This is a genomic window from Uniformispora flossi, from assembly GCF_049534875.1.
GTDB classification, from domain to species: domain Bacteria; phylum Actinomycetota; class Actinomycetes; order Streptomycetales; family Streptomycetaceae; genus Yinghuangia; species Yinghuangia aomiensis.
On the sequence record NZ_JBMULZ010000013.1, the window covers coordinates 183,518 to 208,720 of the forward strand.

The following is a 25,203-nucleotide window of genomic DNA, read 5'->3' on the forward strand; positions in this document are numbered from 1 at the left end:
TCAGCGCTGCCCGGTCGACGCGTACGCGGCGGCGTGCGGTGTGCCGGCGCCGCGGCGGTCGCGCACCGAGCCGAGGATCTCCCCGGCGCGGACCGCGATGTTGGACAGCAGCGTGGAGCTGAGGCCGTGGGTGTGCTCGGTGCCGCCTTGCAGGTAGATGCCGGCGGTGACGTGCGGAGCGGTGGCCACCCGGTAGTCGCGGCCCAGACGCGGGCGTCCGGCGTCGTCGCGCAGGCATATGCCGGCCGCGTCGCCGAGGAGCCCGAGGGCGTCGGAGGGACGGTAGCCGGTGGCGTACACGACCACGTCGGCGCCGAGGGTCTCGGTCTTGCCGGTGGGCAGGTACTCGATGTCGAGGTTCGCGTGGTCGGGTCCGTCGTGCAGCGCGGTGATGCGCGAGGCGTGCCGGATGCGCAGGCGTTCCCGGCCGAGGACGCGCTCTTCGTAGACGGTGCGGTACAGGTCCACGATCAGGTCGCCGTCGACGACCGAGTAGTTCGTGTTGCGGTGGTAGGCGGTGAGCATGTCCTTGACGTCGCCGGGCGCGTCGAAGTAGTCGTCCACCGCGGCCGGGTCGAAGATGCGGTTGGCGAAGGGGCTGTCGTCGGCGGGCGCGTAGCCGTAGCGGGAGAACACCGCGTGGACTTCCGCATCGGGCAGGCGCCGGTGCAGGTAGTCGGCGCTCTCCGCGGCGCTCTGCCCGGCGCCGACGACCACGGCCGTGCGAATCCCGGACGGGTCGGCGGCGGCGAGGCGGGGCACGAGTTCGCTGTTGTGCCAGATCCGCGCCGAGCGCGCCACCCCGTCGGGCAGGAACGGGGTCAGGCCGGGTGCGAGGACGACGTTGCGGGCCCGGTGGGTGCGGACCGTGCGGTCGCCGGCGCGCTCGTCGACCTCGAAGCCGTCGACCTGACCGTCCGTCACGAGCGGTCGTATCGCAATGACTTCGGCGTCGTAGCGGACCGAGTCGGCGACCCGGCCGGCGGCCCACTCGAGGTAGGCGTGGAACTCGGCGCGGAGCGGGAAGAACGCCTTGTGGTTGACGAACTCGACCAGGCGGCCGGCGGCGTGGAGGTAGGACACGAAGCTGAAGTCGCTGGTGGGGTTCCGCATCGTCACCAGGTCCTTGAGGAAGGACACCTGCATCGTGGCGCCGTCCACGAGCATGCCGCGGTGCCAGCCGAACTGCGCTTGCTTCTCCAGGAACAGGGCGTCAATCGGGTCGTCGTCCGGCACTGCCGCGTTGTGCTCCGCGACCGCGACGGCCAGGGCGAGGTTCGACGGGCCGAAGCCGACGCCGACGAAGTCACGTACGGATTCCGGCGCATGGTGATGGTCAGGCATGAAGGTGAGGCTAACCTAAGAAAAGAACGGTCACCAGGCCTGTCGCGGGATCGGAAATAAGGATAGGCTCACCTAACTTCTCTGGCCCCTGCCTGCCCGCTTCCTGGAGGCCGCCGTGCCCTATCACCATCGCGAACTCTCCATAACCGCCGACCCCTTGGAACTCGCAGCGGCACTCGTCGAGTCGCCGCTCGGCGCCGGCGCGCACGTCGTCTACGAGCGCGACGGATGCTGGTCGGTGGCGTTGGGCACACTCGCGGAGGTCGAGGCCACCCCGACGACGGTCGTGTCCCGCGTCCCGGACGGTGCGGAATCCGCGGGACACCCGCCGGTCACGCGGAGCGCGACGTGGACGGACTCACCGCTGCCCGCGGTATCGGCCGCGCTGGCGGGACTTCCGGTGCCCGAGTGGCGCGCCTACGGCTGGGCCGGGTTCGAACTCGCCTACGTGCACGCCGGAATGCCCGAGCTGGTCGCCGACCACAAGCTGCTGCACCTGGTCGTGCCGCGCACCGAAGTCCGCCTCACCGCCGGCGGCGCCACGATCCGCTCCGCGACGGCGGACGAACTCGACGCCGCCGCAGCTGTTCTGATGGGGCATCAGACCATCGTGCGGAAGGCGCCCGAACCGCTGGACGTCACCGGCACCGATCCGGAGGGCTACCAGGCGGCGGTCCGGGCCGCGGTCGACGACATCCGGTCGCGGCGCCTCCAGAAGGTCATCCTGTCCCGCGTTCTCCCGGTCCCCCACGATGTCGACCTCGTCGGCACCTACCTCGCCGGGCGCCGCGCCAACACCCCGACACGCTCGTTCCTGCTCGGCGTCGGCGGCCTCCACGCGGCCGGCTTCAGCCCGGAGATCGTCGTCTCGGTCGGTTCGGACCGCCGCGTGGTCACCCAACCGCTGGCGGGCACACGGGCGTTGGAGGCGGACGGCCGGGACGCCGCACGGCGTGCCGACCTGCTGTCCGACGCGAAGGAGATCTTCGAGCACGCGATCTCGGTCAAGGTCGCCTACGACGAGATGCTGCCGCTGTGCACCCCGGACTCGGTGGTGGTGCGCGAGTTCATGGACGTCAAGGAACGCGGCAGCGTCCAGCACCTGGCCTCGGCGGTGACCGGCCGGCTCGCCGACCGGGTGGACCCGTGGGACGCGTTCGCCGCCCTGTTCCCCGCGGTGACCGCGTCCGGGGTGCCCAAGCCGGCCGCGTACCAGGTCATCCACCAGCGCGAACCGCAGCCGCGCGGGCTCTACAGCGGGGCGGTCGTCACCGCGGACCACACCGGGGCGATCGACGCGGCGCTCGTGCTGCGTACGCTGTTCCGGCGCGGCGACCGCACCTGGCTGCAGGCCGGTGCTGGCATCGTCGAGCAGTCGGTGCCGGAGCGGGAGTTCGAGGAGACCTGCGAGAAACTCCGCTCGGTGGCACGGCACTTGGTTCCCGCCGTTTAGGCGTGTCCGGCCGGGAAACGGCGGGCGTGCCGGGCTCTTCCCCGCCCGGCACGCCCGCCGCGAGGCGTCCGGTCAGCCGCCGCGCCCGACCTTGTTGGTGCGGCTGAGGAACCACAGCAGGTACGGAGCCCCGACCAGGCCGGTCACGATCCCCACCGGGACCGTCTCGGGGAACGCCGTCCGCGCCGCGAGATCCGCCCCCGCGACCATCGCGGCACCTGCGAAACCGCTGGTGAGCAAAGGCACTTCGGCGGTCCCGGCAATCCCCCGGGCGATCTGCGGCGCGGCCAGCGCGACGAAGACCACGGGCCCGGCACAGGCCGTGGCCAGCGCGGCAAGGCACGTCCCGAGCACCAGCAGGACGGTGCGCACCGCGCCCGTCCGCACCCCGAGGCCGGTGGCGATCTCGTCGCCGAGCTGGAGCAGGCCGTACGGCCGGACCAAGGCGACCAGCGGAGGCACCAGCACCGCCAGCCCGATCACCATCCACCACACCTGGGTGTAGCCGCGGTTCTCCAGGCTGCCGGTCAGCCACGCGGTCGCGCGGGTGGCCGCGTCGATGTCGACGCGGGCCAACGCCCAGCGGGTGAAGGCGACCAGCATGCCGTTGGCGGCGACCCCGACGAGGATGAAGCCGTAGCCCGAGACCGTCCCCCGGCGGAACGCGAGCAGGTAGACCAGCGCACCGGTGGCGAGGGCACCCAGGAGGGCGCCGAACGGGACCGGCCCGTAGGTGGCCGACGCGCCGGTGCCGACACCGCCCGCGAGGATCGCGACCACCGCGCCCGCACTCGCGCCTCCGGTGATCCCCACGATGTCGGGCCCGGCCAGCGGATTGCGGGTGACCGCCTGGAAGACGGCGCCCGCGAGGCCCAGCGCGAAGCCCACGAGGACGGCCACCAAGGCGCGCGGCAGCCGGAGTTCGTGCACGACCAGCTCGGCGTCGGACGGCCCGGTGCCGAACAGGCTCTTCACCACGTCGGCCCACGACAGCTCGTAGTCGCCCATCGCGAGCGATGCGACGAAAGCCGTGCCCATCAGCGCCAGCAGTAGCACGCCGGCGCCGAGCACGCGCGGGCGCACCGCGAAGCCGACGGGTCCGGCGGCGAACCGGAGCTTCCCCCGGCCCGTCTTCCTCGGCCCCTTCTTCCTCGGCCCCTTCGCCGAGTCCGCGATCCGCGTGGAAGTGGTGTGCGTCGTGGCGACCGTCGCCGGGTTCGTCGCGGTCATCGGGTGCGCTCCCGCAGTTGTCCGGTTTTGACCAGGGCGATGAGGAAGGGCCCGCCGAGGAACGCGGTGACGACGCCGACTTCGACCTCGGTGGGCCGCGCGACCACGCGCCCGACCACGTCGGCGGACAGCAGCAGCACCGCGCCGCCGAGCGCGGACGCCGGGATGAGCTTGCGGGCGTCCGGCCCGGTGAACGCGCCGACGATGTGCGGCACGGCCAAGCCCAGGAACACGATCGGCCCCGCGGCGGCCACCGCGGCACCAGTGAGCAGGACGACGGCAAGCCCGCCCAGCGCCCGGGTGACCCCGGCGCGGGCACCCAGCGCGGTGGCCACGTCGTCGCCCAACGCCAGGGCGTTGAACCGACCGGACAGGGCGAGGGCGATGATCAGGCCCGCCGCGACGAACGGCACGAACTGCCAGGCCTGCCCGGCGTCGCGGCCGGTCAGCGAGCCGACCGCCCAGGAGCGGTAGCGGGACAGCGCCTCGGGATCGGACAGCACCATCGCCCCGGTCGCCGCGTCCAGCAGCGCGGACACCGCGACGCCCGCCAGCGCGAGCTTCGCCGGGGTCGCCCCACCGCGGCCGCGGCCGCCGACGGCGTACGCGAGCGCCCCGGCCGCGGCGGCGCCCGCAAAGGCGAACCACACCGCGCTGTACGGCCCGGTCAGCCCCAGCACCGCCACCCCGGACGCCACCGCGAACGCGGCACCCGAGGCGACGCCGACGAGCCCGGGATCGGCCAGTGGATTGCGGGTGATCTGCTGCGCGACGGCACCGGCGGCGCCGAGCGCCACACCGACCATCAGGCCGACGAGCGTGCGCGGCACGCGCAGGTCCCGGATGAGGCCGGCGGTTCCGGTGCGGTCGCCGCCGAGCATGGCGAACACGTCCGATGGCGGATTGGTCCGCGTGCCGACCGCGAGGGAGGCGAACACCGCCGCGAGCAACGCCAGGACGAGCACCCCGAACACGACCGTCCCCCGGCGCCGCACAGGGCCGGCCGCGACTTCGACAGACATTCGACTAAGGTAAGGCATACCTCACTTGATGAACAGCCCGGGGGGAAGCGGATCTTCCGCTCACACCACCGCGCGGCGGCAGTCGCCCGGTCCGACCCGAGCCTTCGCGCCGTCACGAAATGGCGACCGTCACGGGATGGCGACCGTCACCGCCGGAGTCGTCGGAACGTTCGCGGCGATCATCGTCTCGGGAATCGTCATCGACGCGGGCTTCGCGCCGAGCGGGATCTGCCAGGCGCCGTAGACGGTGCCCGTCACGCCGGGCTCCACGCCGTCGAAGGCGGTGGTCGGCACCCCGGACTCGGTCAGCGAGTTGTTGTAGTCCTGGGCGACCCGGAGGGCTTCCGGGGTGGGCGCGAACCGGTCGGCGCCGACGTTCAGGGTGATGTTCGAGGTCTGCCAGAAGGTCCGGGACTGGCCGGTGTTCGTCGCGAAGAACTTCGCGATCACCCACTGCTGCCCGGGCGGCAGGGTCGGCTCGGCGGTGCGGTACTGCGGGACGATCGCCGGGTCGGGCGTGGTGTTGGCCAGCACCTCGGCCACCACGATCCGGAACGTGGCGGGCCCGGCGGAGTTCGCCGTCGTCAGGTCGAACGGCTGCCCGACGGTCGGCCCCGACGGGGCGGACGCGGAGGTCCCCGCGGTCTGCGGCGCCGACGGTGCCGAGGCCGGCGGGGTACTACCGCTCTTCTTGCCGTCGTCGCTGCCGCACGCGGCAGCCCCGACGGCGGTTCCGGCGACGAGCAGGCGCCGCGACAACGCGCGTACGGGCGGTGGGCATGGCGGCGACTCCCCTGTCGATGGGCACCCGGGCACGGGGGCCCTGACATTCGAGTCTCGGCACCGGCCCTCCGCCCCGCGACCGGGCGGCGGCCGTCCGGGCGGCAGCCATCCGAGTGAGCCGCCGCTCCGCGCCGCAACCACACGGCCGGCCCGGCTCCCGAACCGGCCGGACCGGGTTCCGCGAAGTCCGCTCAGTAGGGCATGGGCCGCCCGGACGGGGTCCGCAGATCCAGCGGAGACGACGGGCGGCGCGGCGCAGGGCGCCTGACGATCCGAATCTGCGGCATGACGGTCCCCCTCTTCGAAGTTGACCAAGCCCTACCCCGCCCACGCCGTCCGAAGCCGCCCGACGGGCACCAAACCGCCCGGACTTCGTCCGCGCGTCGGATCCGACGGCTGCTTCGCGTCTCGGCTCACCGCGGTTCGTTCCGGTCCGCACTCCCATCCGACTCTGCCGCCCGGTACTCCTGGCCGCGGCGGACCGCGCCCAGGATGACCTTGACGGCCAGGCCGAGGATGACCAGGTCGGCGAGCATCTGCATGGTGACCACCAGCCGTGCGGCCTCGGTCTTGGGGGTGATGTCGCCGAACCCGACGGTGGAGAAAACGGTGACGGTGAAGTAGAGCCCGTCGGTGTGCGAGAGAGGCTGCCCGAAGCTGTTCGGCGACAACGCGGCCATGGCCACGTATACGGCCGCGAACAGCAGCAGGAAGAACGGAACGCTGGTGGACAACGACTCCAGGGCCCGCAGCGCCGGGTGTGGGGAGCGGACGATCGAGCGGACCTGGAGGACGACCAAGGCCAGGAAACCCGCAAGACCGATGAGGAGGATGGTGACAACGGCCGCCGTGGACGAGCGGTCCAACGGCAGCACGTAGTACAGCGTCCCGAGCACGACGACGGAGCCGACCACGCGCAGCGCGGTCCAGACGATCCTGCGGTACGAGGGCCGAACCCCGGACCCGCCCTCCGCACCCGCGTCGGCGGTCACGGCGACCACCGCCGCGACTTCCCGGCAACCCGTTGCCTGTGCCGCGACTTGCCGGGGGATTTGTGCCTCGCCCGCATGGCGACCTCCCGGATGACCACCCGGATGGGCCATCAACTGGAACCCCTCGCGCGGCTGCGACACGCATGCGTCGGGGTTGCGGTCTCCCTCCACCCTCGCACGGCGGCGCGCGCGTGTCAGATCCGGACGCCCCGGCCGGAGCCGCCCCGGTGTCGGGCATCAGCCTCCCTACGTATGGTCGGAAAAGGGACAAATACGTGATAGGCGAGGTTCGCCCGATGGCTCTCCACAAGACCCGCAAACCGGACGTCGACACGGCCGAAGACGTCTTCGCCTCTCCGTTGAGCGAGCGCGCCCTGTCCAAACGCGTCATGCCCGACCTCCCCACGCCCCCCGGCATCGTCTACCAGGTGCTGCGCAACGAACTGCTCCTGGACGGCAACGCCGCGCAGAACCTCGCCACGTTCTGCACCACGTGGGCGGACGACGAAGTGCGCCATCTGCTGGACCTGTGCCTGGACAAGAACATCGTCGACAAGGACGAGTACCCGCAGACCGCGGAGATCGAGGCGCGGTGCGTCAACATCCTCGCGGACCTGTGGCACGCCCCGGCCGCCGACGGCAACGCGGTCGGCTGTTCCACCACCGGCTCCAGCGAGGCCGCGATGCTGTGCGGCCTCGCCCTGAAATGGCGGTGGCGCGAACGCCGGCGCGCGGCCGGGCAGCCGGCCGACCGGCCGAACCTGGTGTGCGGGCCGGTCCAGGTCTGCTGGGAGAAGCTCGCCCGCTACTTCGACATCGAGCTGCGCCAAGTCCCGGTGGAGGCGGGGGCGACCGGCCTGCTACCGCACCAACTGCGCGACTACGTCGACGAGAACACCATCGGAGTCGTGGCGATCCTCGGCGTGACCTACACCTGCACGTACGAGCCCGTCGCCGAGATCGCGGCCGAACTCGACCGGATCCAGGCGGACACCGGACTCGACATCCCCCTGCACGTCGACGCCGCCTCGGGCGGGTTCATCGCCCCCTTCCTGCACCCCGACCGGGCCTGGGACTTCCGGGTTCCGCGGGTCGCCTCCATCAACGCCTCGGGCCACAAGTACGGCATGGCACCGCTCGGCGTCGGCTGGGCTCTGTGGCGCGATGCGGCGGCGCTGCCGGACGACCTGGTCTTCCATGTGAGCTACCTCGGCGGCGACATGCCCACGCTCGCCCTGAACTTCTCCCGCCCCGGCGGGCAAGTCATCGCCCAGTACTTCCTGTTCCTGCGCCTGGGCCGGGAAGGGTACCGCCGGGTCTACGAGGCATGCGCGCACACCGCCCAGCACCTCGCCCGGCAGATCGCCGACATGGGTCCCTTCACCCTGCTCTACGACGGCGAAGGCGCCCTGCCCGGCGTCTCCTACAGCCTCACCGACCCCGACGCGGTCGGCTGGAGCCTGTACGACCTGTCCGACCGGCTCCGCATGCGCGGCTGGCAGGTCCCCTCGTATCCGCTGCCGCCCGACCGGCAGGACACCGTCATCCAACGTGTGCTCATCCGCCACGGCGTCGACCGGGACGAGATCGACCTCCTCGCCGACGACATGCGCCGCGCCATCAAGCAGCTCGACAGCGGGCACCCCCACGACGCCAAGCGCGGCGGCTTCCACCACTAGCAGGTGACGAGCGGAGAGGGCCATGGCCACGGCGAGCGAACCGGAAGTTCACCGGGCGCCCAAGGGAAAGCTCACGACCTGGTGGTCGAAAGTGATCCAGTGCAACCCCGCCGGGCTCTACTGGGCGCGCGGAGTCCTGGTCCTGGACATTGCGCTGGTGCCGTTGATCGTCTTGTGGGCGACCGGATACGAGCAGTACCTCCTCAGCGCACTGTTCGGCCTGCTCTTCTCGGTCGTGGCCGACCCGGGCGGCAGCTTCCCACGCCGTGTGTCGCACACGGCCCTGTTCGGGCTCATCGGCGCGGGGCTGACGGCGCTGGGGTTCTACGTCGGGGCGCAGTCCTGGGGTTGGCTGGCTCTGGCGGCATTCGCAATCACGCTGGTGGCAGGGCTCGCGGCCGCGTTCGGGGCGCACCGGTACGCCAGCGCCCTGCTGCTCAACATCTGGTTCGTCATCGCCCTCGCGGTCTCCTCCGGCCTCCACCACGACGCCCACATCAGCAGCTACACGTGGGCGCAGACGGCCGCCTGGTCCGGCGGGGCCGCGCTGTGGATCGCGGCGTCGTTCCTCGAATGGCTGATCCGGGGACGGTCGGACCGTCCCCCGCCCGTCCAGGAAATCCCCGGCGACACCGCGCGCCGGAAACTGACCGCGCCGATGGTCGTCTACGCGGCGGTCCGCGCCCTGGTCATGTTCGGCACGGTCGCGCTCGCGTTCGGGCTGGAGCTGTCGCACGGCCTGTGGCTGCCGATCGCGGCCATCATCGCGATGAAGCCGAGCCTGGAGCAGTCCGCACTGGTGGGCGCGCAGCGGCTGATCGGCGCGGCGGTCGGCGCCGTGGCCGCCGCGCTGCTGCTGCTGATTCCCGCGAGCGAGCACGGAGCGAAGCTGTTGGTGGTCGAGCGCGGGCTCGAAATGGTCGCGCTCGTCCTGTTCATGCACGCGGTGGCCGTGCGCTTCTGGAACTACGCGGCCTACACCGCGGCCGTGGCCGCCGGGGTGCTGATTCTGATGGACCTGCCGCAGCCCTCCGACTATCAGGCCGAGGGCTACCGGGTGCTGTGGACGTTCTGCGGTGTGGCGATCGGCGTGCTCGTCATGCTCCTCACTGGCCTGCTCGGCAAACGAAGAGCCCACAAGGCGGCACCGGTCAGTCCGTCGCAGAGCTGGTCCGCGGATGGCGGAAGCCATCGGCCGGTGGATCAGCGCCCACAGGGTGGACACGACGGCTGACGCGAAGCGGCCGAGGAAGCCGCATCGCGTGGGTCTTCGGCCGACGAGCGCGACTCGGCTCAGGAGGCCGGCCGGGGCAACTGCCGTGCCAGCGTGGCACAACCCGCCGCGATGGCGGCCAAGGCCGCGATCTCGGGCAGCAACCACCAGCCGAGCCGAATGTGTTCGGAGAAGAGCACCACGCCGAACACCGTGCTGAGCAGCGCGTCGCCGAGCGTCAGCATCGGCTGCGAGGCCACCAACGACCCGGCCTGGAGGGCGTTCTGCAGCAGGAAAACCGCGCCCAGGCCGACCGCGGCGGTCGCGTACACCTGCCAGGATGTGGCGAGGTGGGCGATACCGCCGTGGCGTTGCGCGGTGGCGTCCTTGAGGAGCGCGGCCGTGAGCGCGTAGCCGAATGCCGCGGCAAGCCCGAACAGCGCGGCCCTGGGTTCCCCGGGGAAGCGGATCCCGGCGGCCGTCAGGACCAGGATCGCGCCGCCGGTGCCGACCAACGCCGGACCCCACTGCCAGCCGGGCACGCCCGCCGTCCCGCCGCTCGGCGCCGCGGCGGCCAGCCCGAGGGCGAGCCCGCCGGTCACCGCGGCGATCGCCCACCAGGTGCCGCGGCGGAGGCGGTGCCGGAAGACCCAGGCGCCCAGCAGGATCGTGCCCGGCAGTTCGATGACGAAGATCGGCTGTACGACCGAGATCGGGCCGGTCGCCAGCGCCACCGCCTGGAATGCCGCAGCGAGGACCACCAGGAAGATCCCGGCCAGCCAGACGGGACGGCGCAGCAGTGCGCCGATGAGCGACACATGCAGCGCCTTGTCGTCGCCCACGGTCATCGCGGCACGGCGCTGCAGCACCGAGGCGGTGCCGTTGCTGAGCGAGGTCAGGATGGCGAAGATCACGCAGACCACGGCACCGATGCTCGCACGCGTCGGCCGGGAGGCGGGGGAAGGACACGGCCGGGCGGCCGGGGTGTCGCAGGGACGCACCGGTCCACGGTTGGGTTGTCCACGGTCGGCTTGTCCGTGGCGGTCCGGTGCGGCCCTGCGCCGGTCACGTGTCGGTGGTGCGGCGGCGCGTGACCGCCAGCGTCGCGGCGGCCGCGGCGGCGAGTGCGCCGCCCAGGTACATGACCGAGGCGGCGCCGCGGCCGTCCGCGATCCGGCCGCCCGCGAACGCACCCGCGGCGATGGCGATGTTGAAGACGGCGACGAGCAGGGCGGAAGCCGCCTCGCGGGCGTGGGGCACGGCGGCGAGCAGCCAGGTCTGCACGGACACGGAGACACCGCCGTAGGCGATCCCCCACAGCACCAGTAGCCCGGCGGCTGCGGCCGTGGAGTCGCCGAGCGCGGGGACGAGGACGACAGTGACGGACAGCAGACTGGCCAGGACGAGGAGCGTGCCCCGCGCGGAGCGCGTCGCGCCGTACCCGGCCGCGAAGTTGCCGGCGATACCGGCGACTCCGTAGACCAGGAGCAGTGCGCCCACCAGTCCGCTCCGGACGCCCGACACTTCCTCCAGCACCGGGCGCACGTACGTGTACGCCGCGAAATGCCCGGTCACCAAGAGCGCGACCACCGCCAAGGCGACCCGGACCCGGCCCTCGGCAAGCGGCTCGGTCAGCCGCGGGCGTGCGTCCTCCGGAGGAAGCGGCGGGAGGACCGCGGCAAGCGCCGCGGCGACACCCAGGCCGAGTATCCCGGCCGCCACGAAGGCGGCACGCCACCCGAGGAGTTCCCCCACGTACGCGCCGGCGGGCACGCCCAGGACCGAGGCCACGGCGATGCCGCTGAACACGAGCGAGGTGGCGGTACCGACGGACTTCGCCGCAACCAGACGCACCGCGATGCCCGCCGCGAGCGCCCACACCCCTCCCATGCCGACGCCGACCAGCAGCCGCGCCGCGGTCAGGACCGCGAATCCCGGCGCCCACGCACTCAGCAGGTTGCCGGCACCGACCAGCGCCATGAGGAGGCACAGGAGCCGCCGCCTGTCGTGGCGTGCGAACAGCGGGGCCAGGGACGGCGCGGCGGCGGCCGCCGACAGGCCGGTCACGGTCAGCGCGAGCCCGGCCGTGCCCTCCGTCACGCCGAGCGACGCGCCGATCGGGCTGAGCAGGCCGACGGGCAGCATTTCGGAGGTGACCACGGTGAACGTGGCGGCGGCCACGACCGCGACGGCGGACCAGCCGCGGCCCACGGATGCACCGACTTGATCGACAAGAACCATGTCCCCAGGCAACCGGCCGCCGAGCGGAGGAACAACGGGCGATCTCTCATGCTTTCCATAAGCGCGGCTCATCGATCGTGACCGTGCCGCCGGTCGGCGGCTCCAGGAACTCCAGAACTCCAGAACTCCAGAACTCCAGGAACTCCAGGAACTCCAGGAACTCCAGGAAGGGGACGCCGTGGCCCAAGGCATCGACATGCGGGAGATCGAGGCGTTCCTGGTCTTGGCCGAGGAACTGCACTTCGGGCGCGCCGGGGAACGCCTGTACATCTCGCAGAGCCGGGTCAGCCAGCTCCTCCGTGCGCTCGAGCGCCGCACCGGCGGCGAACTGGTCGAGCGGACGAGCCGTCGCGTGCGCCTGACCCCGCTCGGCGTGCGCTTCCTCGCGTCGCTGACCCCCGCGTACACGGCGCTGCACGCCGCCGTGGACGACGCCCGCTGGGCGGCGGCGGGCGGCGGAGTGCTGCGCCTCGGCTTCCAGGGGACGGCCGACGACCAGGTCATGGACGCGGTCGCGCTCTTCGAGTCCCGGCACCCCGGCAGCACGGTGGAGATCACCGAGGTGCCGCTGAGCGACCCGTTCGGAGGGGTGCGCCGCGGCGAGGTCGATGCGGCGATCGTCCTGCTCCCGGCGGAGGAGCCCGACATCGCGGTAGGGCCGGTCTTCTCCCGTCGGCAGCAGAGCTTGGCGGTGCCCGCCGGCCATCCCGTGGCGGGCCGGGCGTCGGTCGACGCCGAGGACATCGCCGCTTTCGAGCTGATCGGATTCGAGGGCCCGGCCCCCGACTACTGGCGGCGGGCGAACGCCCCGGCGCGTACGCCCCGGGGGCGGGACATCCCGCGGGGCCCGGCCGTGCGGACCCTGCAGGAGGGGCTCACGGCGGTCGCGGCGAACCGCGGCGTGATGCTGCTGTGCCAGACCACCGCGGAGTACCACGCCCGGCGGGCCCTGTCCTTCGTGCCGGTGGACGGTCTGCCGGAATCCGCACTCGCCCTGGTCTGGCCGGGCAGGCCGGTGCGTGCGTCCGCCGCCGTCTCGGCGTTCGCGCGGGCGCTGGCAGACCGGACGGCCGCCGACACCTACCCCGCACAGCCCTCCCCCGCTTCCCCCGAGCCGTCCCTGCGGGCGAACCGCGCCAACGTGTGACGGCCCCGCACGCGCAAGGGCGGTACGGTCTCGGCCGTACCGCCCCTGCGATCGCGCTCCGCGCGGCGGGCTTGCGCTCAGCAGATCCGCGGGAGTTGCTCCCCCAACGGGAGGTCGACCACGCGCGTGCCGCCGAAGGCGGTCCGGGCCACGACCATGCCGTGGTGGTCGTCCACGCACTCGCCGACGACCGCGGCGCGGGCACCGAGCGGATGCGCCCGCATCGCGGCCAGGACGGCATCGGCTTGGTCGCGCGGCACGAAGGCGACGAGCTTGCCTTCGTTGGCGACGTACATCGGGTCCAGGCCGAGGATCGCGCACGCGCTGGCGACCTGGTCCGGGACGGGGATCGCGCGTTCCCGCAGCGCGACCCCGACTCCCGCCGCCGAGGCGATCTCGTTGACCGCCGCGCCCAGCCCGCCGCGGGTCGGGTCGCGCAGGACGTGGATGTCCGGCGTGACCGCGAGCATCGCCTCGACCAGGCCGCCGAGCGCGGCGCAGTCGCTCTCCACCCCCGCGCCGAACTCCAGGCCTTCGCGCACGCTCATGATCGCCACGCCGTGCAGGCCGATCTCGCCGCTCACGATGACCACGTCTCCCGGCACCGCGCGCTGCGGCCGGATGTCGACGCCGGCCGGGACGAGCCCGATGCCGGCCGTGTTGACGTACACGCCGTCGCCGCGCCCGGATTCGACGACCTTGGTGTCGCCGGTGACGATCTCCACCCCGGCCGCGCGCGCCGCCGCACCCATGGTCTCGGCGATCCGGCCGACCACGGCCGTCTCGACGCCCTCTTCGAGGATGAACCCGCAGGACAGGTACGCCGCCTGGGCCCCGCTCATGGCCAGGTCGTTCACCGTGCCGTTGACCGCGAGGTCGCCGATGCAGCCGCCGGGGAAGAACAGCGGCCGGACGACGTACGAGTCGGTGGAGAACGCCAGCCGGGCACCGCCGAGGTCGACGGTTGCCGAGTCGGCGAGCGCCGCCAGGGTCGTGCCGCCGAACGCCGGGGCGAACAGGTTGGCCACCAGTTCGGCGGACATCGCGCCGCCGCCGCCGTGGCCCATCACCACCCGGGGATGGTCGCGCAGCGGGACCGGGCAGCTCCAGCCGGAGAAATCCGGCGCCGGCGCGGCCCCGGGGACGGTCGCGGTAGCGGACACGGTGCCGGTTGTGGTGCCGGTTGTGGTGCCGACTGTGGTGTCAGCCAACGGGGCTCGCCTCCCGGTTCGCCGTCGGGGTGCCGAGCCGCCGGTACAGGTAGTACGCGGCGCACGCGCCCTCGCTGGACACCATCGTGGCGCCGAGCGGGGTACGCGGCGTGCACGTCGTGCCGAACGCCTCGCACTCGTGCGGCTTGAGCAGCCCCTGCAGCACCTCGCCGCTGCGGCACGCGCTCGGCTCGCAGGTGGTGATCCCGGTGACGTCGAAGCGGTGTTCGGCATCCTGGTCGCGATACTTGTCGGCGAGCCGCCAGCCGCTCTGCGGGATCACGCCGATGCCGCGCCACGCCCGGTCGGTCACCTCGAAGACGTCCTCGAGCATCGCGCGCGCCGCGGGATTGCCCTCGGGGCGGACCGCGCGCGGGTACGCGTTGTCCACGGTGTGCTCGCCGCGCTCCAACTGCCGCACGGTCCGCCGCACGCCTTCGAGGATGTCCAGCGGCTCGAACCCGGTGACCACGATCGGCACCCGGAACTTCTCAGCGAGCCCCGGGTACTCCGCCATGCCCATGACACTGCACACGTGCCCCGCGGCCAGGAAGCCCTGGACGCGGCAGTCCGCCGAGGTCATGATCGCCTCGATCGCCGGCGGCACCCGCACGTGCGAGACCAGCATGCTGAAGTTGCGGATGTTCTGCTTGCGGGCCTGGTGGACCGTCATCGCGTTGGGCGGCGCCGTGGTCTCGAACCCGATGCCGAAGAACACGACCTCGCGGTGCGGGTTCTCGCGCGCGATGTCCAGCGCGTCCAGCGGCGAGTACACGACCCGCACGTCGCCGCCCTCGCCGCGCACCCGGAACAGGTCCCGGTCGGTGCCCGGCACGCGCAGCATGTCACCGAACGAGCAGAAGATCACCTCCGGCCGGGAGGCGATCTCCAAGGCTTTGTCGATGACTTCGAGCGGCGTCACGCACACCGGGCAGCCCGGGCCGTGGATCAGCTCGACCTCGTCCGGCAGCAACTGGTCGATGCCGTGCCGGATGATCGTGTGCGTCTGGCCGCCGCACACCTCCATGAGGGCCCACGGCCGGGTGACCGTGGCCCGGATGTCGTCCAGGAGGCCCTTGGCGAGGTCGGGATTCTGGAACTCCGCAAGGTACTTCACCGGTCCGCCTCCGCACTCGCCGTCGCGGCCGACGCCGCTCCCGCGCCCTCTGCCGCCGCCACCGCATCCGCCGCGGCCCACTCCAGGGCCGGGCCGGCGGACTCGGCCGCCTCCCACGGATCGCCGAACTCCTCCTGCAGCAAGCCCAGTTCCTCGAAGAGTCCCAGGGTCTTGCGCGCCGACTCCTCGTCGAGGCGCTGCAGCGCGAAACCGACGTGCACGATCGCGTACTCGTCGACCTGGAGATCCGGCAGGTACTCCAGGCAGACGTCCTTCTCGACGCCGCCGAAGTCCATCACCGCCATGCGGGTGCCGTCGTCCCGCTCCAGGATCCGCTTCACCCTGCCGGGCACTGCCAGGCACATGGGCTTTCCTCCTCGTCGGCGGCCGCGCGGGCCGCCACCATCAACTGGCCGAGTGCCAGTCCTCCGTCGTTCGGCGGGACAGCCCGGTGCCGCACCACCGTGAACCCGTCCGCACGCAGCAAACGCGCACAGGCAGATGCCAGGACCGCGTTGCCGAAGACGCCGCCGGACAGCGCGGCCATCGAGGTCCCGTACCGTTCGCGGGCGGCCCGGCAGACGCGGACCACCAGGTCCGCGACGGCCGTGTGGAACCGCGTCGCGATCTCGCCGGTTCTCGCGCCCGCGCGTACGTCCGCCGCGACGGCGGCCAGCAGCGGCCCGGGATCGGCACGCAACGGGGTTTCCGCGTAGCGGAGTTCGAAGCGGTAGCCGTCCGCGGCGCCGTCGGCGCCGCGTTCTCCCGCGCCGTTGCGCAGCGCCGCCGCCTCCAGCTCGATCGCCGCCTGGGCCTCGTACTCGCTGTGGTGGCAGACCCCGGCGAGCGAGGAGACGGCGTCGAAAAGGCGTCCCATACCCGACGTCGGCACGCAATTGAGGTTGAGGTCCAACTGCTTTCTCAGCAGCACAAGTTCATCGGCAGGGCAGGCTTGGACGCAGGGCAGGTCGGGGGCCCAGTCGAGGCCCGCGGCGTACAGGTGCGCCAGGGCCATCCGGTACGGCCGCCGCACCGCCGCGTCGCCGCCTGGGAGCGGGACGTACGCCACGTGCGCGAAGCGGTCGAAGCCCGCGTAGTCCGCCACCAGGATCTCGCCGCCCCACACGGCGCCGTCCGTGCCGTACCCGGTGCCGTCGAAGGCGACGCCGACGACCGGGGAGCGGCCGTCCAGCCCGTTCTCGGCCATGACGGACGCGACGTGCGCGTGGTGGTGCTGGACTCCGCGCACGAGGCCTTCGCCGGCGTGGCGCTGCGCCCGCTGCGCGGAGCGGTACCGCGGGTGCAGGTCGGCGACCACGCGTTCGGGGACGACGCCGGTGACCGCGCCGAGTTGCTCCACCGCGCGGTCGAACGCACGCAGCGTCGCGAGGTCGTCCATGTCGCCGATGTGGCCGGACAGCCAGGCGCGTTCGCCTTCGGCCAGGGCGAGCACGCACTTGAGGTCCCCGCCCACCGCGAGCGACGGGACCACAGGGAGCGGCAGCGCGAGGGGCAGCGGAGCCCAGCCTCGCGAGCGGCGTACCGGCGACGGCGCGCCGTCCACCACCCGCACCACCGAGTCGTCGCAGGGGACGTGGATGGGCCGGTCGTGCGTGAGCCACCCGTCGACCATCGGCGCCAGCTTGTCGAGGGCCTCGTCGTCGTCCGTGACGATCGGTTCGCCGGACAGGTTCGCGCTGGTCAGCACCAGCAGGGTCGGCCCCGGGGCATCGCCGGGGAGGCCGAGCAGCAGATGGTGGACGGGGGCGTACGGCAGCATGACGCCCAGGTCGGGGCAGCGTGGCGCGACGTGGTCGAGGGCGGCGGCCGTACGCGTGTCGCGGCTCGCGGGGGCGGTCCCGGGCCGGCGGCGCAGCAGGACGATGGGACGCTCGGGGCCGGTCAGCAGCGCCCGTTCGGTCTCGTCGACCTCGACCCACGGGGTGATCTCGTCGAGGTCCCGGGCCAGAACGGCGAAGGGCTTGTCGCCGCGGTTCTTCCGGCGCCGCAGCCCGGCGACGGCATCCGGGTTCCGGGCGTCGCACGCGAGGTGGTAGCCGCCGATGCCTTTCACCGCGAGGATCGCACCGTCGGCGAGCATCGCCCGCGCCGCGACGACGGCGGCGTCTCCCTCCCGCACGGAGGCGTCCGGAACGACGAGCGACAGACGCGGGCCGCACGCGTGGCAGGCGATCGGCTGGGCGTGGAACCGCCGGTCGGCCGGGTCGGCGTACTCGCGCGCGCAGTCCGGGCACATCGCGAAGCCGGCCATCGTGGTGGCCGCGCGGTCGTACGGGAGCCCCGTCACGATCGTGTGGCGGGGCCCGCAGTTGGTGCAGGTGATGAAGGGGTGGCGGTGCCGCCGGTCGGCGGGATCGGCGAGTTCGGCCAGGCAGTCCGCGCAGGTGGCGGTGTCGGGCGGGCACAGCGTCCGCGCGGTCCCCTGGACGGTCGCGGCGATCGAGAATCCTGTTGCGCCCACCGGGGCGAGCGGCTCGGCGACCACCGACACGACGCGGGCCAACGGCGGGGCCTCGGAGCGGACGCGCGTGCAGAAGAGGTCCAGCATCTCGGCCGGGCCTTCGATCTCCGCGAGGACCCCGTCACCGGTGTTGGTGACGTGTCCGTCCAGCCCGAGACCGGTGGCGAGTGCGTACACGAAGGGGCGGAAGCCGACGCCCTGCACCACACCGCCGACGGCCACCCGGCGGCGCTCGCGGACTGCCGGTCCGCGCTCCTGACTCAGCGTCAAGACAGTTCCCCGACCGCCAGGTTCGGCCGCGGCCGGGAGTGCGCGTGGACGTGGTCGGCTTCGTGGCCGTGCGCGTCCGTACAGCCTGTGTGCGGCACCGGCTCATTCGCCATCACCGGGTGGTGCGGTTCGGCTCCCTCCGCCACCGCGACGGCGCGCTCCAGCAGTTCCCCGATGCCTTGCCCCTTGCGTGCCGAGGTGAACACCACCTCCACACCGGGATTCACCCGCCGGACGTTCGCCAGGAAGGCCGCCTCGTCGAATTCCGCCGCCGCGGCCAGATCCGCTTTCGTCACCACCACCAGGTTCGCCAGCCCGAAGGCCGTGGGGTACTTGAGCGGCTTGTCCTCGCCCTCGGTCACGGACATCAGCGCCACGCGGAGCCGTTCGCCCAGGTCGTACGAGGCCGGGCACACCAGGTTCCCGACGTTCTCCACGAACACCAGCCGCGTGCCGTCCGGCAGCCAGCCGTCCAACTGGCCTCGCAGCATGGATGCTTCCAGGTGGCACAGCCCATCGGTGAGCACTTGTTTGACCGGAACTCCCGAGCGGGACAGCCGCGTTGCGTCGTTCTCCGTCGCGAGGTCCGCCGTCAGTGCCGCCACCGCGAGGCCGCGCTCCCGCGCCCGGGTCAGCTCGGCCTCCAACAGTGCCGTCTTGCCGCTCCCCGGGCTCGACAGCAGATTGACCACCACCGTCCCGCGCGCCGCCAGCTCCTCCCGCAGCTCGGCGGCGCTTCCGTCGTTGCGGGCCAGCAGTGCCAGCCGAAGCTCATGGGTGCGGCACATGGCTCAGCCCTTCCGGTCCGCGGACGCGGCGTACGCCGGCCCGTCGGCCCACTCGACGGCGGTGATCCGCAGTTCGCGTCCGTGCGACAACTCGACGTTCGTCCCGCCGCAGCCGCGGCAGGCCAGATCCGGCGGGGCCCCGACCGCGAACTCGGCCGCGCAGTCGCGGCACCGTGCCCGTGCGGGCACCGTCTCGACGACCAGCCGGGCACCTTCCAACGGCGTGCCCTCCCGCGCAAGCTCGAACGCGAAGTCCAAGGCGTCCGCCACGACGCCCGCCAGCTCGCCGATCTGCACGTGCACGGCCAAGGCGCGCTCCCGGCCGTCGGCCCGGGCCGCCTCGGCGACATGGTCGACCAGGGCCAGCGCGACGGACATCTCGTGCATCGGCCTCACTCCCTGGGCGGTTCGGCGAGCGGACGCGTCTATTAGAGGCGTCCGCCCGCCCTCCGACCCCCACGACGCGTCCGCCACGCCCGCAGCACCACCCGTTCGCAGCAGGGGGACGCACGCGGTCTCACATCTGGCGGATCTTGAGGTAGCGCTTCAGCTCGGGGAGGTTGCGGACGACAGCGACGGCGGCCGCGGCGGCGACGCTCAGGACGACGAGTTTCTTCAGCACGATGCTGCCTTTCTTTCTGCTTCGGTCTCCGCGACCGCCACGTCGCCGCGCGGCGTGTCCGGGGTCGGTACGTCGCCGTGCAGGAGCCGGCGGACCAGGGCGGCGGCTTCGCCGACGGCCGCCGCGACGGCCGGGCTGAGGCCGATGCCCTCGTCGAGGGACTCGGGTTCGCACCCGACGACCAGAATCCGCGCGGGCGGCTCGGTACCGGTTCCGGCGGCGAGCGTGCCGAGGAGGGCGAGGACGGCGTCCGGGCCCATGCGGTGGCCGTCGAGCAGCGGCTCGTCGGCCGCGGACTCCACGGGACCCGCCTCGGGTTCGATCAGGTACACGGTGCCCGGCGGGCCGCCTCGCGCGGCCGCGTCGACGAGGATGAGCGTGTGGTACCCGTCGAGAACCTGGTAGGCGAGGTGCACGCCGCGCACGCCGAAGTCGACGGCCTCCACGTGGTCCGGCAGTTCGCCCGCGGACAGGCTGCGCAGCGTCTCGACGCCGAAGCCGTCGTCGCTCAGGAAGATGTTGCCGATCCCGGCCACCAGGACGCGGCCGGGCGTGGCGGACGCGCTCATCCGGCGGCCTCCGGCACGGGCGCGATCTCGTCGGGCTGGAAGTACCGGAACCGTCCCTGGGCGCGCCACAGGTCGGCGCCCGGGTCGCCGTCGACGGTCACCGCGACGTGCACCGCGCCGTCCACGTCGTGCAGGACGGCTTCGACCAGCGCGGTACGCCCGTGCAGGAACGCGTCCTGCGCGTCGGTGCGCCGCTGCCCCGGGCGCAGGACCACGCGGCTGCCCGCGGCCACGTGGACGCCGTCGACCACCACGTGGTCGGTCTCCGGGTCCACATGGGGGTCGCCGCCCGGGTCCCACCACGGGGTCTCCGGCCGTTCGGTCGCGGCCGCCCGGGTGTCGGTGACCTCGCGCAGCGCCCGGACGGCGCCGTGCAGCCGGTCCAGCACCTCGGGCGGGAGGGAGTCGGCGAGGTCCACGACCGCGCCGGCGCGCGCGTCGGTGCCGCGTGCCTCGCGCTTCTCCTCGTCGGTCAGCGCCGCCGTGCGCAGGGCGAGGATCTCGTCGATCTCGGTGGCGTCGTAGAGCACGCCGGGACTCTCCGGCGCCACCTGCGGGCGGTCCTCGAGGATGATGGGCGAGGCGAGCATGACGTCGTCGCGTCCCGGGCCGTCCACGAGCACCGGCCAGCAGTGCTCGTTGCGGCACTCGGCGACCGCGGCCTTGGCCCACTCGGGCGGGTCGGTGACCGACACGAACGAGCCGGGCGCCAGGCCCAGCAGCACGTGGGCGGAGATGAGGGAGTGCGCGAGCGCGTCGTCGCGCTCCGCACCGTCGTGCGGAGCCCATGCGGAGGTGTTGGCGACCACCGCCGACAACCGCAAGGCCGCGTACGGGCCTGGTACTTCCGTGGCCGTGAGGCGGATGACGCCGTCGATACGCTCGCGGCGGTACAGCAGACGGCCGACGAGAACGCCGTCCTCGTGCACCGCTTCCTCGTCGTCGGCGGCCGCGAGCGAGAAGGGGTGCTCGATGCCGTCTCCGTGCAGACCGGCCACCGGTACGTCGACGACGACGCGTTCCTCGACGCCCTCGTCCCACGGCACCAGGCGCCGGTCCCGCAGCTCCAGCGCCGCCACGGGGCCGAACGTGCCGCCCTCGGCGACGCGTTGCACGGTGCGCCGCCGGGCGCGCAGGAACCGCAGCTCGACGGCGAGCCGCGCGTCCGCGCCGCGCGGCTCGACGAGGCATTCGGTGCGCTGGTACGCGTGCTCGGCCCGGTCGGCGCCGTAGCCGGGCGGGACCAGGACGCCGAACTGCCAGCGCAGCCGGTTCTTCGCCGCGGAGGCGCGGTAGGGATACAGGACGTAGCCCTCGAAGAGGACCGCGTCGGCGATCTGGCGGGCCGCGGCGAAGCGTTCCTCGACATCGGGCGGCAGCACGGGGGCGGTCACCGGGCGTTCGCCTCGACCAGTTCGCACACGGCCGCCTCCACCGTCGGGAGGGCGCGGCGCGAGCGGTAGGCCATCAGTGCGTCCATCACGTCGGCCGGCAGCCGCACCCAGCCGCAGCCGGGGAAGTGCTGCTCCATCATGTCGCGCCACACCTTCACCGGCATGCGGACACGCGCTTCCTGGTCCCAGCCGACGGGCGCGACCTGGAAGCCGGCCGGCCCGGAGAAGACCGTGCCGGAGAACAGCAGGAGCAGCGACGCGTCGCCGACCTCCAGGGCGCGCAGGTAGCGGGTCGAGGCGATGTCCATGTCGTACGTGCACGGCACCGGCATGTCGATGTCGGTCTCGCCGGTGAACGACGGGACCATCAGCGAGACCTGCGCGAACTGCACCGGGTTCATCGAGGTCGCCCAGCGCGAGCGCTCGCCGAACAGGTCCCCCAGTCCCGCGCCTTCGGTGTCCGAGTAGGAGCGCCGTGCCGGTTCGATGCGCAACTGGCAGCGCAGCGCCAGCGCGTGCACGCGCTCGCCCTCGGAGGCGGTGATGCGCAGCCGGAACACCAGGGTGGGCCCGGCCGCGTACGGATCTGCGCGCACCTCGGTGCACGCGAAGGAAACGCCGGTCACGCGGACTCCCGAGCGGCGAGGTGGTGGGCGCGGTCGGCCAGCCGGCCGAAGAACGCGTCGAGTTCGGAGCGGGCGACGGAGCCGCCGTCGAAGCCGTGCCAGTGCAGCCGCATGCGGCCGACGAGTTCGTAGCAGGCGTCGACAGGCACGAGGTAGCAGTCGACCCGGTCGCCGTCGCGGCGCAGCAGCAGCGCCTCGACGGACGGTTCCAGCAGCCCGGCCAGGCGCGTGGCCTGGCGCAGGTTCCGCCAGGCGTCGTCGTCGGCTTGGCTTTCGGTGGCCCCGGCGGGGCTGGGGTAGAACAGGACGGCGCGGTCCTGCGCGGCGTCGCGCAGGACGAACGCCGTCCCCACCGGAATCCCGAGCGCGGCCCAAACGGCGGCGTCGAGACGGTGGTCGGGGTCGACCAGGACGCGGTTCGGCAGCGAGCGGAACCGCCCGCCGGCCGCACCCGGCCGGTCGAAGAGCATCGCGCAGGCGCCGCAGCAGCAGGCCAGGGCCCGACGCTCGACGTCGGCCAAGTGCCGGTGTTCGGAAGGTAGTTGAACACCACACAAGGCGCAGGCGTCGTGCGGGGGTGCCGCGGGGGTGCGCAGCCGGCGCAGGAGCGCGGCCCCCGAGCCGGGAGAGCTGCCGCTCACCGAGCGCTCTCCACGGCACGGTGTGCGGCGTCCACGGGCTCGCCGCGGCGCGCCGGCTCCGGCGGCCGGACACCGATCTGCAGCAGCTTCGGCGGCTCGGCGATCTCGACGGAGGCCACCTCCGGCGCATGGCACGCGAGGACTCCTTCGACGGCCTCGCGCTCCGCCGCGCCGCCGCAGCCGCATCCGCCCTCGCCGCCGCCTCGCCGACGCAGCCGCAGAACGCCGGTGTCCGCGTCGAACTCCGCGATGTCCAGGGACTGTTCGGGAAGCGCCGAGATCGCCCGGGTGATCCTTGCGGCGACGTCCTCGGGGTGCAGGTCGTGCAGCACCAGCAGCCCGGCCACCGTCGGGTCGTCCAGCAGCGGTTCCAGCGCGTCGCCCGGCAGCAGCCGGACGACCGCCGCCAGTCCTTCGCCGTAGAACGCCATCATCTCGCGCACCAGGTCCTCGGCGGCGGCCTGGGCCCCGGTCCCGGTCAGCCGGTCCAGGGCCTCCTGGACCCGGAGGCCCGTCTGCTCGGCCGTCATCCGCCGAGTCCGCTGAGGCCGGTGGGGACGTGGAGCTGCTTGTGCGTGCGGCCGTTGCCGACGTACATGTGCACGCCGCACGGCAGGCACGGGTCGAAGCTGCGCACGGCGCGCATGATGTCGATGCCCTTGAAGTTCTCCGGGCTGTTCTCCTCGAAGATCGGGGTGTTCTGCACCGCGTCCTCGTACGGCCCCGGAGTCCCGTAGCTGTCGCGCACGCTCGCGTTCCACGGCGTGGGCGGGTACGGGTGGTAGTTCGCGATCTTGCCGTCGCGGATCACCATGTGGTGCGACAGCACTCCGCGCACCGCCTCGGTGAAGCCGCAGCCGATGCTCTCGTCCGGGACCTCGAACCGCTCCCAGGTCTGGCTGCGCCCGGCGCGGACCTCGGCGAGCGCCTTCTCCGCGAAGTGCAGTGCGGCCGCGGCCGCGTACGCCTGGAAGTAGGTGCGCGCCCGGTTGCGTTCGATGGCGTTGCTCCACTGCGGGATCTTCCACTCGAACGTGACCTCGGGCTTGGTCATCGACTTCGGCAGGTTGATCTGCACGCTGTGCCCGGTCGCCTTGATGTACCCGATGTCGACCAGCCCGGACAGCGCCGTCGACCACAGGCGCGCGATCGGGCCGCCGCCGGTGTCCAGCGCCAGGTGGTCGGTGCCGTCGAACCAGCGCGGCGACATGACCCAGCTGTACTTCTCGTCGAAGTTGCGCTTCTGCGGGGCCGGGATGGTGTGCTGGTTCCACGGGTGCCGCGGGTCGACCGGGTTGCCGAGGGGGTCGTGCGTGACGAACTGCTCCTGGCCCTCCCAGTCCTGGTAGTACGAACTGCCCAGCAAGATCCGGATGCCCAGGTTGATGCGGGTCAGGTCGTTGGTGACCAGCTTCCCGTCCACGACGACGCCGGGGGTGACGAACATGCGCCGGCCCCAGTCGGTCATGTTCGCGTAGGTGAAGTCGCAGTGGTCCGGGTCGTTCAGGCTGCCCCAGCAGCCGAGCAGGATCCGGCGGCGGCCGACCTCCTCGTAGCCGGGCAGCGCCTGGTAGAAGAAGTCGAACAGGTCGTCGTGCAGCGGGACGACCTTCTTCATGAACTCGACGTACCGCATCAGGCGCGTGAGGTAGTCGGTGAACAACTGCACGGACGCGACCGTGCCGACACCGCCCGGGTACAGCGTGGACGGGTGGACGTGCCGCCCCTCCATCAGGCAGAACATCTCGCGCGTGTAGCGGCTTACCTGCAGCGCCTCGCGGTAGAACTCGCCCTCGATGGGGTTGAGCGAGCGCATGATGTCGGCGATGGTGCGGTAGCCGTGCTCGGCGGCGTGCGGCGCCTCGGTGCGCTCGGCCTGCTCCAGCACGCCGGGGTTGGTCTCGCGGACCATGCGCTCGCAGTAGTCGACCCCGACCAGGTTCTCCTGGAAGATGTTGTGGTCGAACATGTACTCGGCGGCCTCGCCGAGGTTGATGATCCACTCGCCGAGGTGCGGGGGCTTCACCCCGTACGCCATGTTCTGCGCGTAGACCGAGCACGTGGCGTGGTTGTCGCCGCAGATACCGCAGATGCGGCTGGTGATGAAGTGCGCGTCGCGCGGGTCCTTGCCGCGCATGAAGACGCTGTAGCCGCGGAAGACCGACGAAGTGCTGTAGCACTCGGCGACCTTCTTCTGCTTGAAGTCGATCTTGGTGTGGATGCCGAGGCTGCCCACGATCCGGGTGATCGGATCCCAGGACATCTCGACAAGGCCGCTGCCGTCCCCGGCCGTGGTCGTCGGTGCCATTGCGTTCGTGCTGCCTTTCGTGCCGGGAGTGTCAGCGTGCGGAGCCGGTGGGGTCCGCGGAGTGCTTCGGG

25 protein-coding genes are annotated in these 25,203 nt (G+C 72.6%); 4 read left to right on the forward strand and 21 right to left on the reverse strand.

Annotation, left to right across the window (positions count from 1 at the left end):
- Positions 1 to 1,344, reverse strand: a complete 1,344-nt coding sequence (locus ACPA54_RS26235) for a lysine N(6)-hydroxylase/L-ornithine N(5)-oxygenase family protein (RefSeq protein ID WP_423533742.1) — start codon at positions 1,342 to 1,344, stop codon at positions 1 to 3.
- 115 nt (positions 1,345 to 1,459) lie between these two features.
- Between ACPA54_RS26235 and ACPA54_RS26240 the strand changes: the two genes are divergently transcribed.
- A complete protein-coding gene (locus tag ACPA54_RS26240) occupies positions 1,460 to 2,797 on the forward strand; it encodes a salicylate synthase (protein ID WP_423533744.1) in 1,338 nt (445 codons plus the stop codon).
- 72 nt (positions 2,798 to 2,869) lie between these two features.
- On the opposite strand, the gene ACPA54_RS26245 is transcribed toward ACPA54_RS26240, so the two are convergent.
- The 4 genes from ACPA54_RS26245 to ACPA54_RS26260 form a co-directional block, all read right to left on the reverse strand.
- Positions 2,870 to 4,027 carry a FecCD family ABC transporter permease gene (locus ACPA54_RS26245; protein WP_423533746.1) on the reverse strand — a complete coding sequence of 386 codons (1,158 nt, stop codon included), beginning with the start codon at positions 4,025 to 4,027 and terminating at the stop codon, positions 2,870 to 2,872.
- Positions 4,024 to 5,049: a FecCD family ABC transporter permease gene (locus tag ACPA54_RS26250; protein WP_423533748.1), complete on the reverse strand. Its 1,026-nt coding sequence runs from the start codon at positions 5,047 to 5,049 to the stop codon at positions 4,024 to 4,026. Before ACPA54_RS26250 ends, ACPA54_RS26245 begins: the two co-directional genes overlap by 4 nt.
- Before the next feature lie 129 nt (positions 5,050 to 5,178).
- Complete coding sequence (locus tag ACPA54_RS26255; protein ID WP_423533750.1) at positions 5,179 to 5,808, reverse strand: hypothetical protein; 630 nt, start codon at positions 5,806 to 5,808, stop codon at positions 5,179 to 5,181.
- A 437-nt stretch (positions 5,809 to 6,245) separates the two neighbouring features.
- Positions 6,246 to 6,824, reverse strand: a complete 579-nt coding sequence (locus ACPA54_RS26260) for a potassium channel family protein (protein ID WP_423533752.1) — start codon at positions 6,822 to 6,824, stop codon at positions 6,246 to 6,248.
- 296 nt (positions 6,825 to 7,120) lie between these two features.
- Between ACPA54_RS26260 and gad the strand changes: the two genes are divergently transcribed.
- Positions 7,121 to 8,503 (forward strand): glutamate decarboxylase, encoded by a 1,383-nt coding sequence (gad, locus tag ACPA54_RS26265; protein WP_423533754.1) that lies wholly within the window; start codon positions 7,121 to 7,123, stop codon positions 8,501 to 8,503.
- A 22-nt stretch (positions 8,504 to 8,525) separates the two neighbouring features.
- Complete coding sequence (locus ACPA54_RS26270) at positions 8,526 to 9,737, forward strand: FUSC family protein (RefSeq protein ID WP_423533756.1); 1,212 nt, start codon at positions 8,526 to 8,528, stop codon at positions 9,735 to 9,737.
- A gap of 59 nt (positions 9,738 to 9,796) precedes the next feature.
- Here ACPA54_RS26270 and ACPA54_RS26275 read toward each other — a convergent pair whose 3' ends face one another.
- From ACPA54_RS26275 to ACPA54_RS26285, 3 genes are all read right to left on the reverse strand, one after another.
- A complete protein-coding gene (locus tag ACPA54_RS26275) occupies positions 9,797 to 10,639 on the reverse strand; it encodes a DMT family transporter (RefSeq protein ID WP_423533758.1) in 843 nt (280 codons plus the stop codon).
- Positions 10,640 to 10,781: 142 nt separating this feature from the next.
- A complete protein-coding gene (locus ACPA54_RS26280; protein WP_423533759.1) occupies positions 10,782 to 11,957 on the reverse strand; it encodes an MFS transporter in 1,176 nt (391 codons plus the stop codon).
- A gap of 46 nt (positions 11,958 to 12,003) precedes the next feature.
- Entirely contained in the window at positions 12,004 to 12,144 is a 141-nt protein-coding gene (locus ACPA54_RS26285) for a hypothetical protein (RefSeq protein WP_423533761.1), read from the reverse strand.
- A 9-nt stretch (positions 12,145 to 12,153) separates the two neighbouring features.
- Between ACPA54_RS26285 and ACPA54_RS26290 the strand changes: the two genes are divergently transcribed.
- Positions 12,154 to 13,104 (forward strand): LysR family transcriptional regulator, encoded by a 951-nt coding sequence (locus ACPA54_RS26290; RefSeq protein WP_423533860.1) that lies wholly within the window; start codon positions 12,154 to 12,156, stop codon positions 13,102 to 13,104.
- A 77-nt stretch (positions 13,105 to 13,181) separates the two neighbouring features.
- Here ACPA54_RS26290 and hypE read toward each other — a convergent pair whose 3' ends face one another.
- The 13 genes from hypE to ACPA54_RS26355 form a co-directional block, all read right to left on the reverse strand.
- Positions 13,182 to 14,171 carry a hydrogenase expression/formation protein HypE gene (gene hypE, locus ACPA54_RS26295; protein ID WP_423533861.1) on the reverse strand — a complete coding sequence of 330 codons (990 nt, stop codon included), beginning with the start codon at positions 14,169 to 14,171 and terminating at the stop codon, positions 13,182 to 13,184.
- 136 nt (positions 14,172 to 14,307) lie between these two features.
- Positions 14,308 to 15,432 (reverse strand): hydrogenase formation protein HypD, encoded by a 1,125-nt coding sequence (gene hypD / locus ACPA54_RS26300; RefSeq protein WP_423533763.1) that lies wholly within the window; start codon positions 15,430 to 15,432, stop codon positions 14,308 to 14,310.
- Positions 15,429 to 15,797, reverse strand: coding sequence for a HypC/HybG/HupF family hydrogenase formation chaperone (locus ACPA54_RS26305; protein WP_423533765.1), 369 nt, complete (start codon positions 15,795 to 15,797; stop codon positions 15,429 to 15,431). Before ACPA54_RS26305 ends, hypD begins: the two co-directional genes overlap by 4 nt.
- On the reverse strand, positions 15,770 to 18,178 hold the full coding sequence (gene hypF, locus ACPA54_RS26310; RefSeq protein WP_423533863.1) for a carbamoyltransferase HypF: 2,409 nt from the start codon (positions 18,176 to 18,178) through the stop codon (positions 15,770 to 15,772). The genes ACPA54_RS26305 and hypF overlap by 28 nt, the downstream gene beginning before the upstream one ends.
- A 2-nt stretch (positions 18,179 to 18,180) precedes the next feature.
- On the reverse strand, positions 18,181 to 18,972 hold the full coding sequence (hypB, locus tag ACPA54_RS26315) for a hydrogenase nickel incorporation protein HypB (RefSeq protein WP_423533767.1): 792 nt from the start codon (positions 18,970 to 18,972) through the stop codon (positions 18,181 to 18,183).
- Positions 18,973 to 18,975: 3 nt separating this feature from the next.
- Positions 18,976 to 19,359 carry a hydrogenase maturation nickel metallochaperone HypA gene (gene hypA, locus ACPA54_RS26320; protein WP_423533769.1) on the reverse strand — a complete coding sequence of 128 codons (384 nt, stop codon included), beginning with the start codon at positions 19,357 to 19,359 and terminating at the stop codon, positions 18,976 to 18,978.
- A 130-nt stretch (positions 19,360 to 19,489) separates the two neighbouring features.
- Positions 19,490 to 19,594: a DUF6893 family small protein gene (locus ACPA54_RS26325; protein WP_423533771.1), complete on the reverse strand. Its 105-nt coding sequence runs from the start codon at positions 19,592 to 19,594 to the stop codon at positions 19,490 to 19,492.
- A complete protein-coding gene (locus ACPA54_RS26330) occupies positions 19,588 to 20,163 on the reverse strand; it encodes a hydrogenase maturation protease (RefSeq protein WP_423533773.1) in 576 nt (191 codons plus the stop codon). Before ACPA54_RS26330 ends, ACPA54_RS26325 begins: the two co-directional genes overlap by 7 nt.
- Positions 20,160 to 21,557: a hypothetical protein gene (locus ACPA54_RS26335; protein WP_423533775.1), complete on the reverse strand. Its 1,398-nt coding sequence runs from the start codon at positions 21,555 to 21,557 to the stop codon at positions 20,160 to 20,162. The genes ACPA54_RS26330 and ACPA54_RS26335 overlap by 4 nt, the downstream gene beginning before the upstream one ends.
- Positions 21,554 to 22,183, reverse strand: coding sequence for a DUF6084 family protein (locus ACPA54_RS26340; protein WP_345680943.1), 630 nt, complete (start codon positions 22,181 to 22,183; stop codon positions 21,554 to 21,556). Before ACPA54_RS26340 ends, ACPA54_RS26335 begins: the two co-directional genes overlap by 4 nt.
- On the reverse strand, positions 22,180 to 22,824 hold the full coding sequence (locus ACPA54_RS26345) for a DUF5947 family protein (RefSeq protein ID WP_423533777.1): 645 nt from the start codon (positions 22,822 to 22,824) through the stop codon (positions 22,180 to 22,182). The genes ACPA54_RS26340 and ACPA54_RS26345 overlap by 4 nt, the downstream gene beginning before the upstream one ends.
- Positions 22,821 to 23,354: a thioredoxin gene (locus tag ACPA54_RS26350; RefSeq protein WP_423533779.1), complete on the reverse strand. Its 534-nt coding sequence runs from the start codon at positions 23,352 to 23,354 to the stop codon at positions 22,821 to 22,823. The genes ACPA54_RS26345 and ACPA54_RS26350 overlap by 4 nt, the downstream gene beginning before the upstream one ends.
- Positions 23,351 to 25,132 carry a nickel-dependent hydrogenase large subunit gene (locus tag ACPA54_RS26355; protein ID WP_423533781.1) on the reverse strand — a complete coding sequence of 594 codons (1,782 nt, stop codon included), beginning with the start codon at positions 25,130 to 25,132 and terminating at the stop codon, positions 23,351 to 23,353. The genes ACPA54_RS26350 and ACPA54_RS26355 overlap by 4 nt, the downstream gene beginning before the upstream one ends.
- Positions 25,133 to 25,203: the final 71 nt, after the last annotated feature.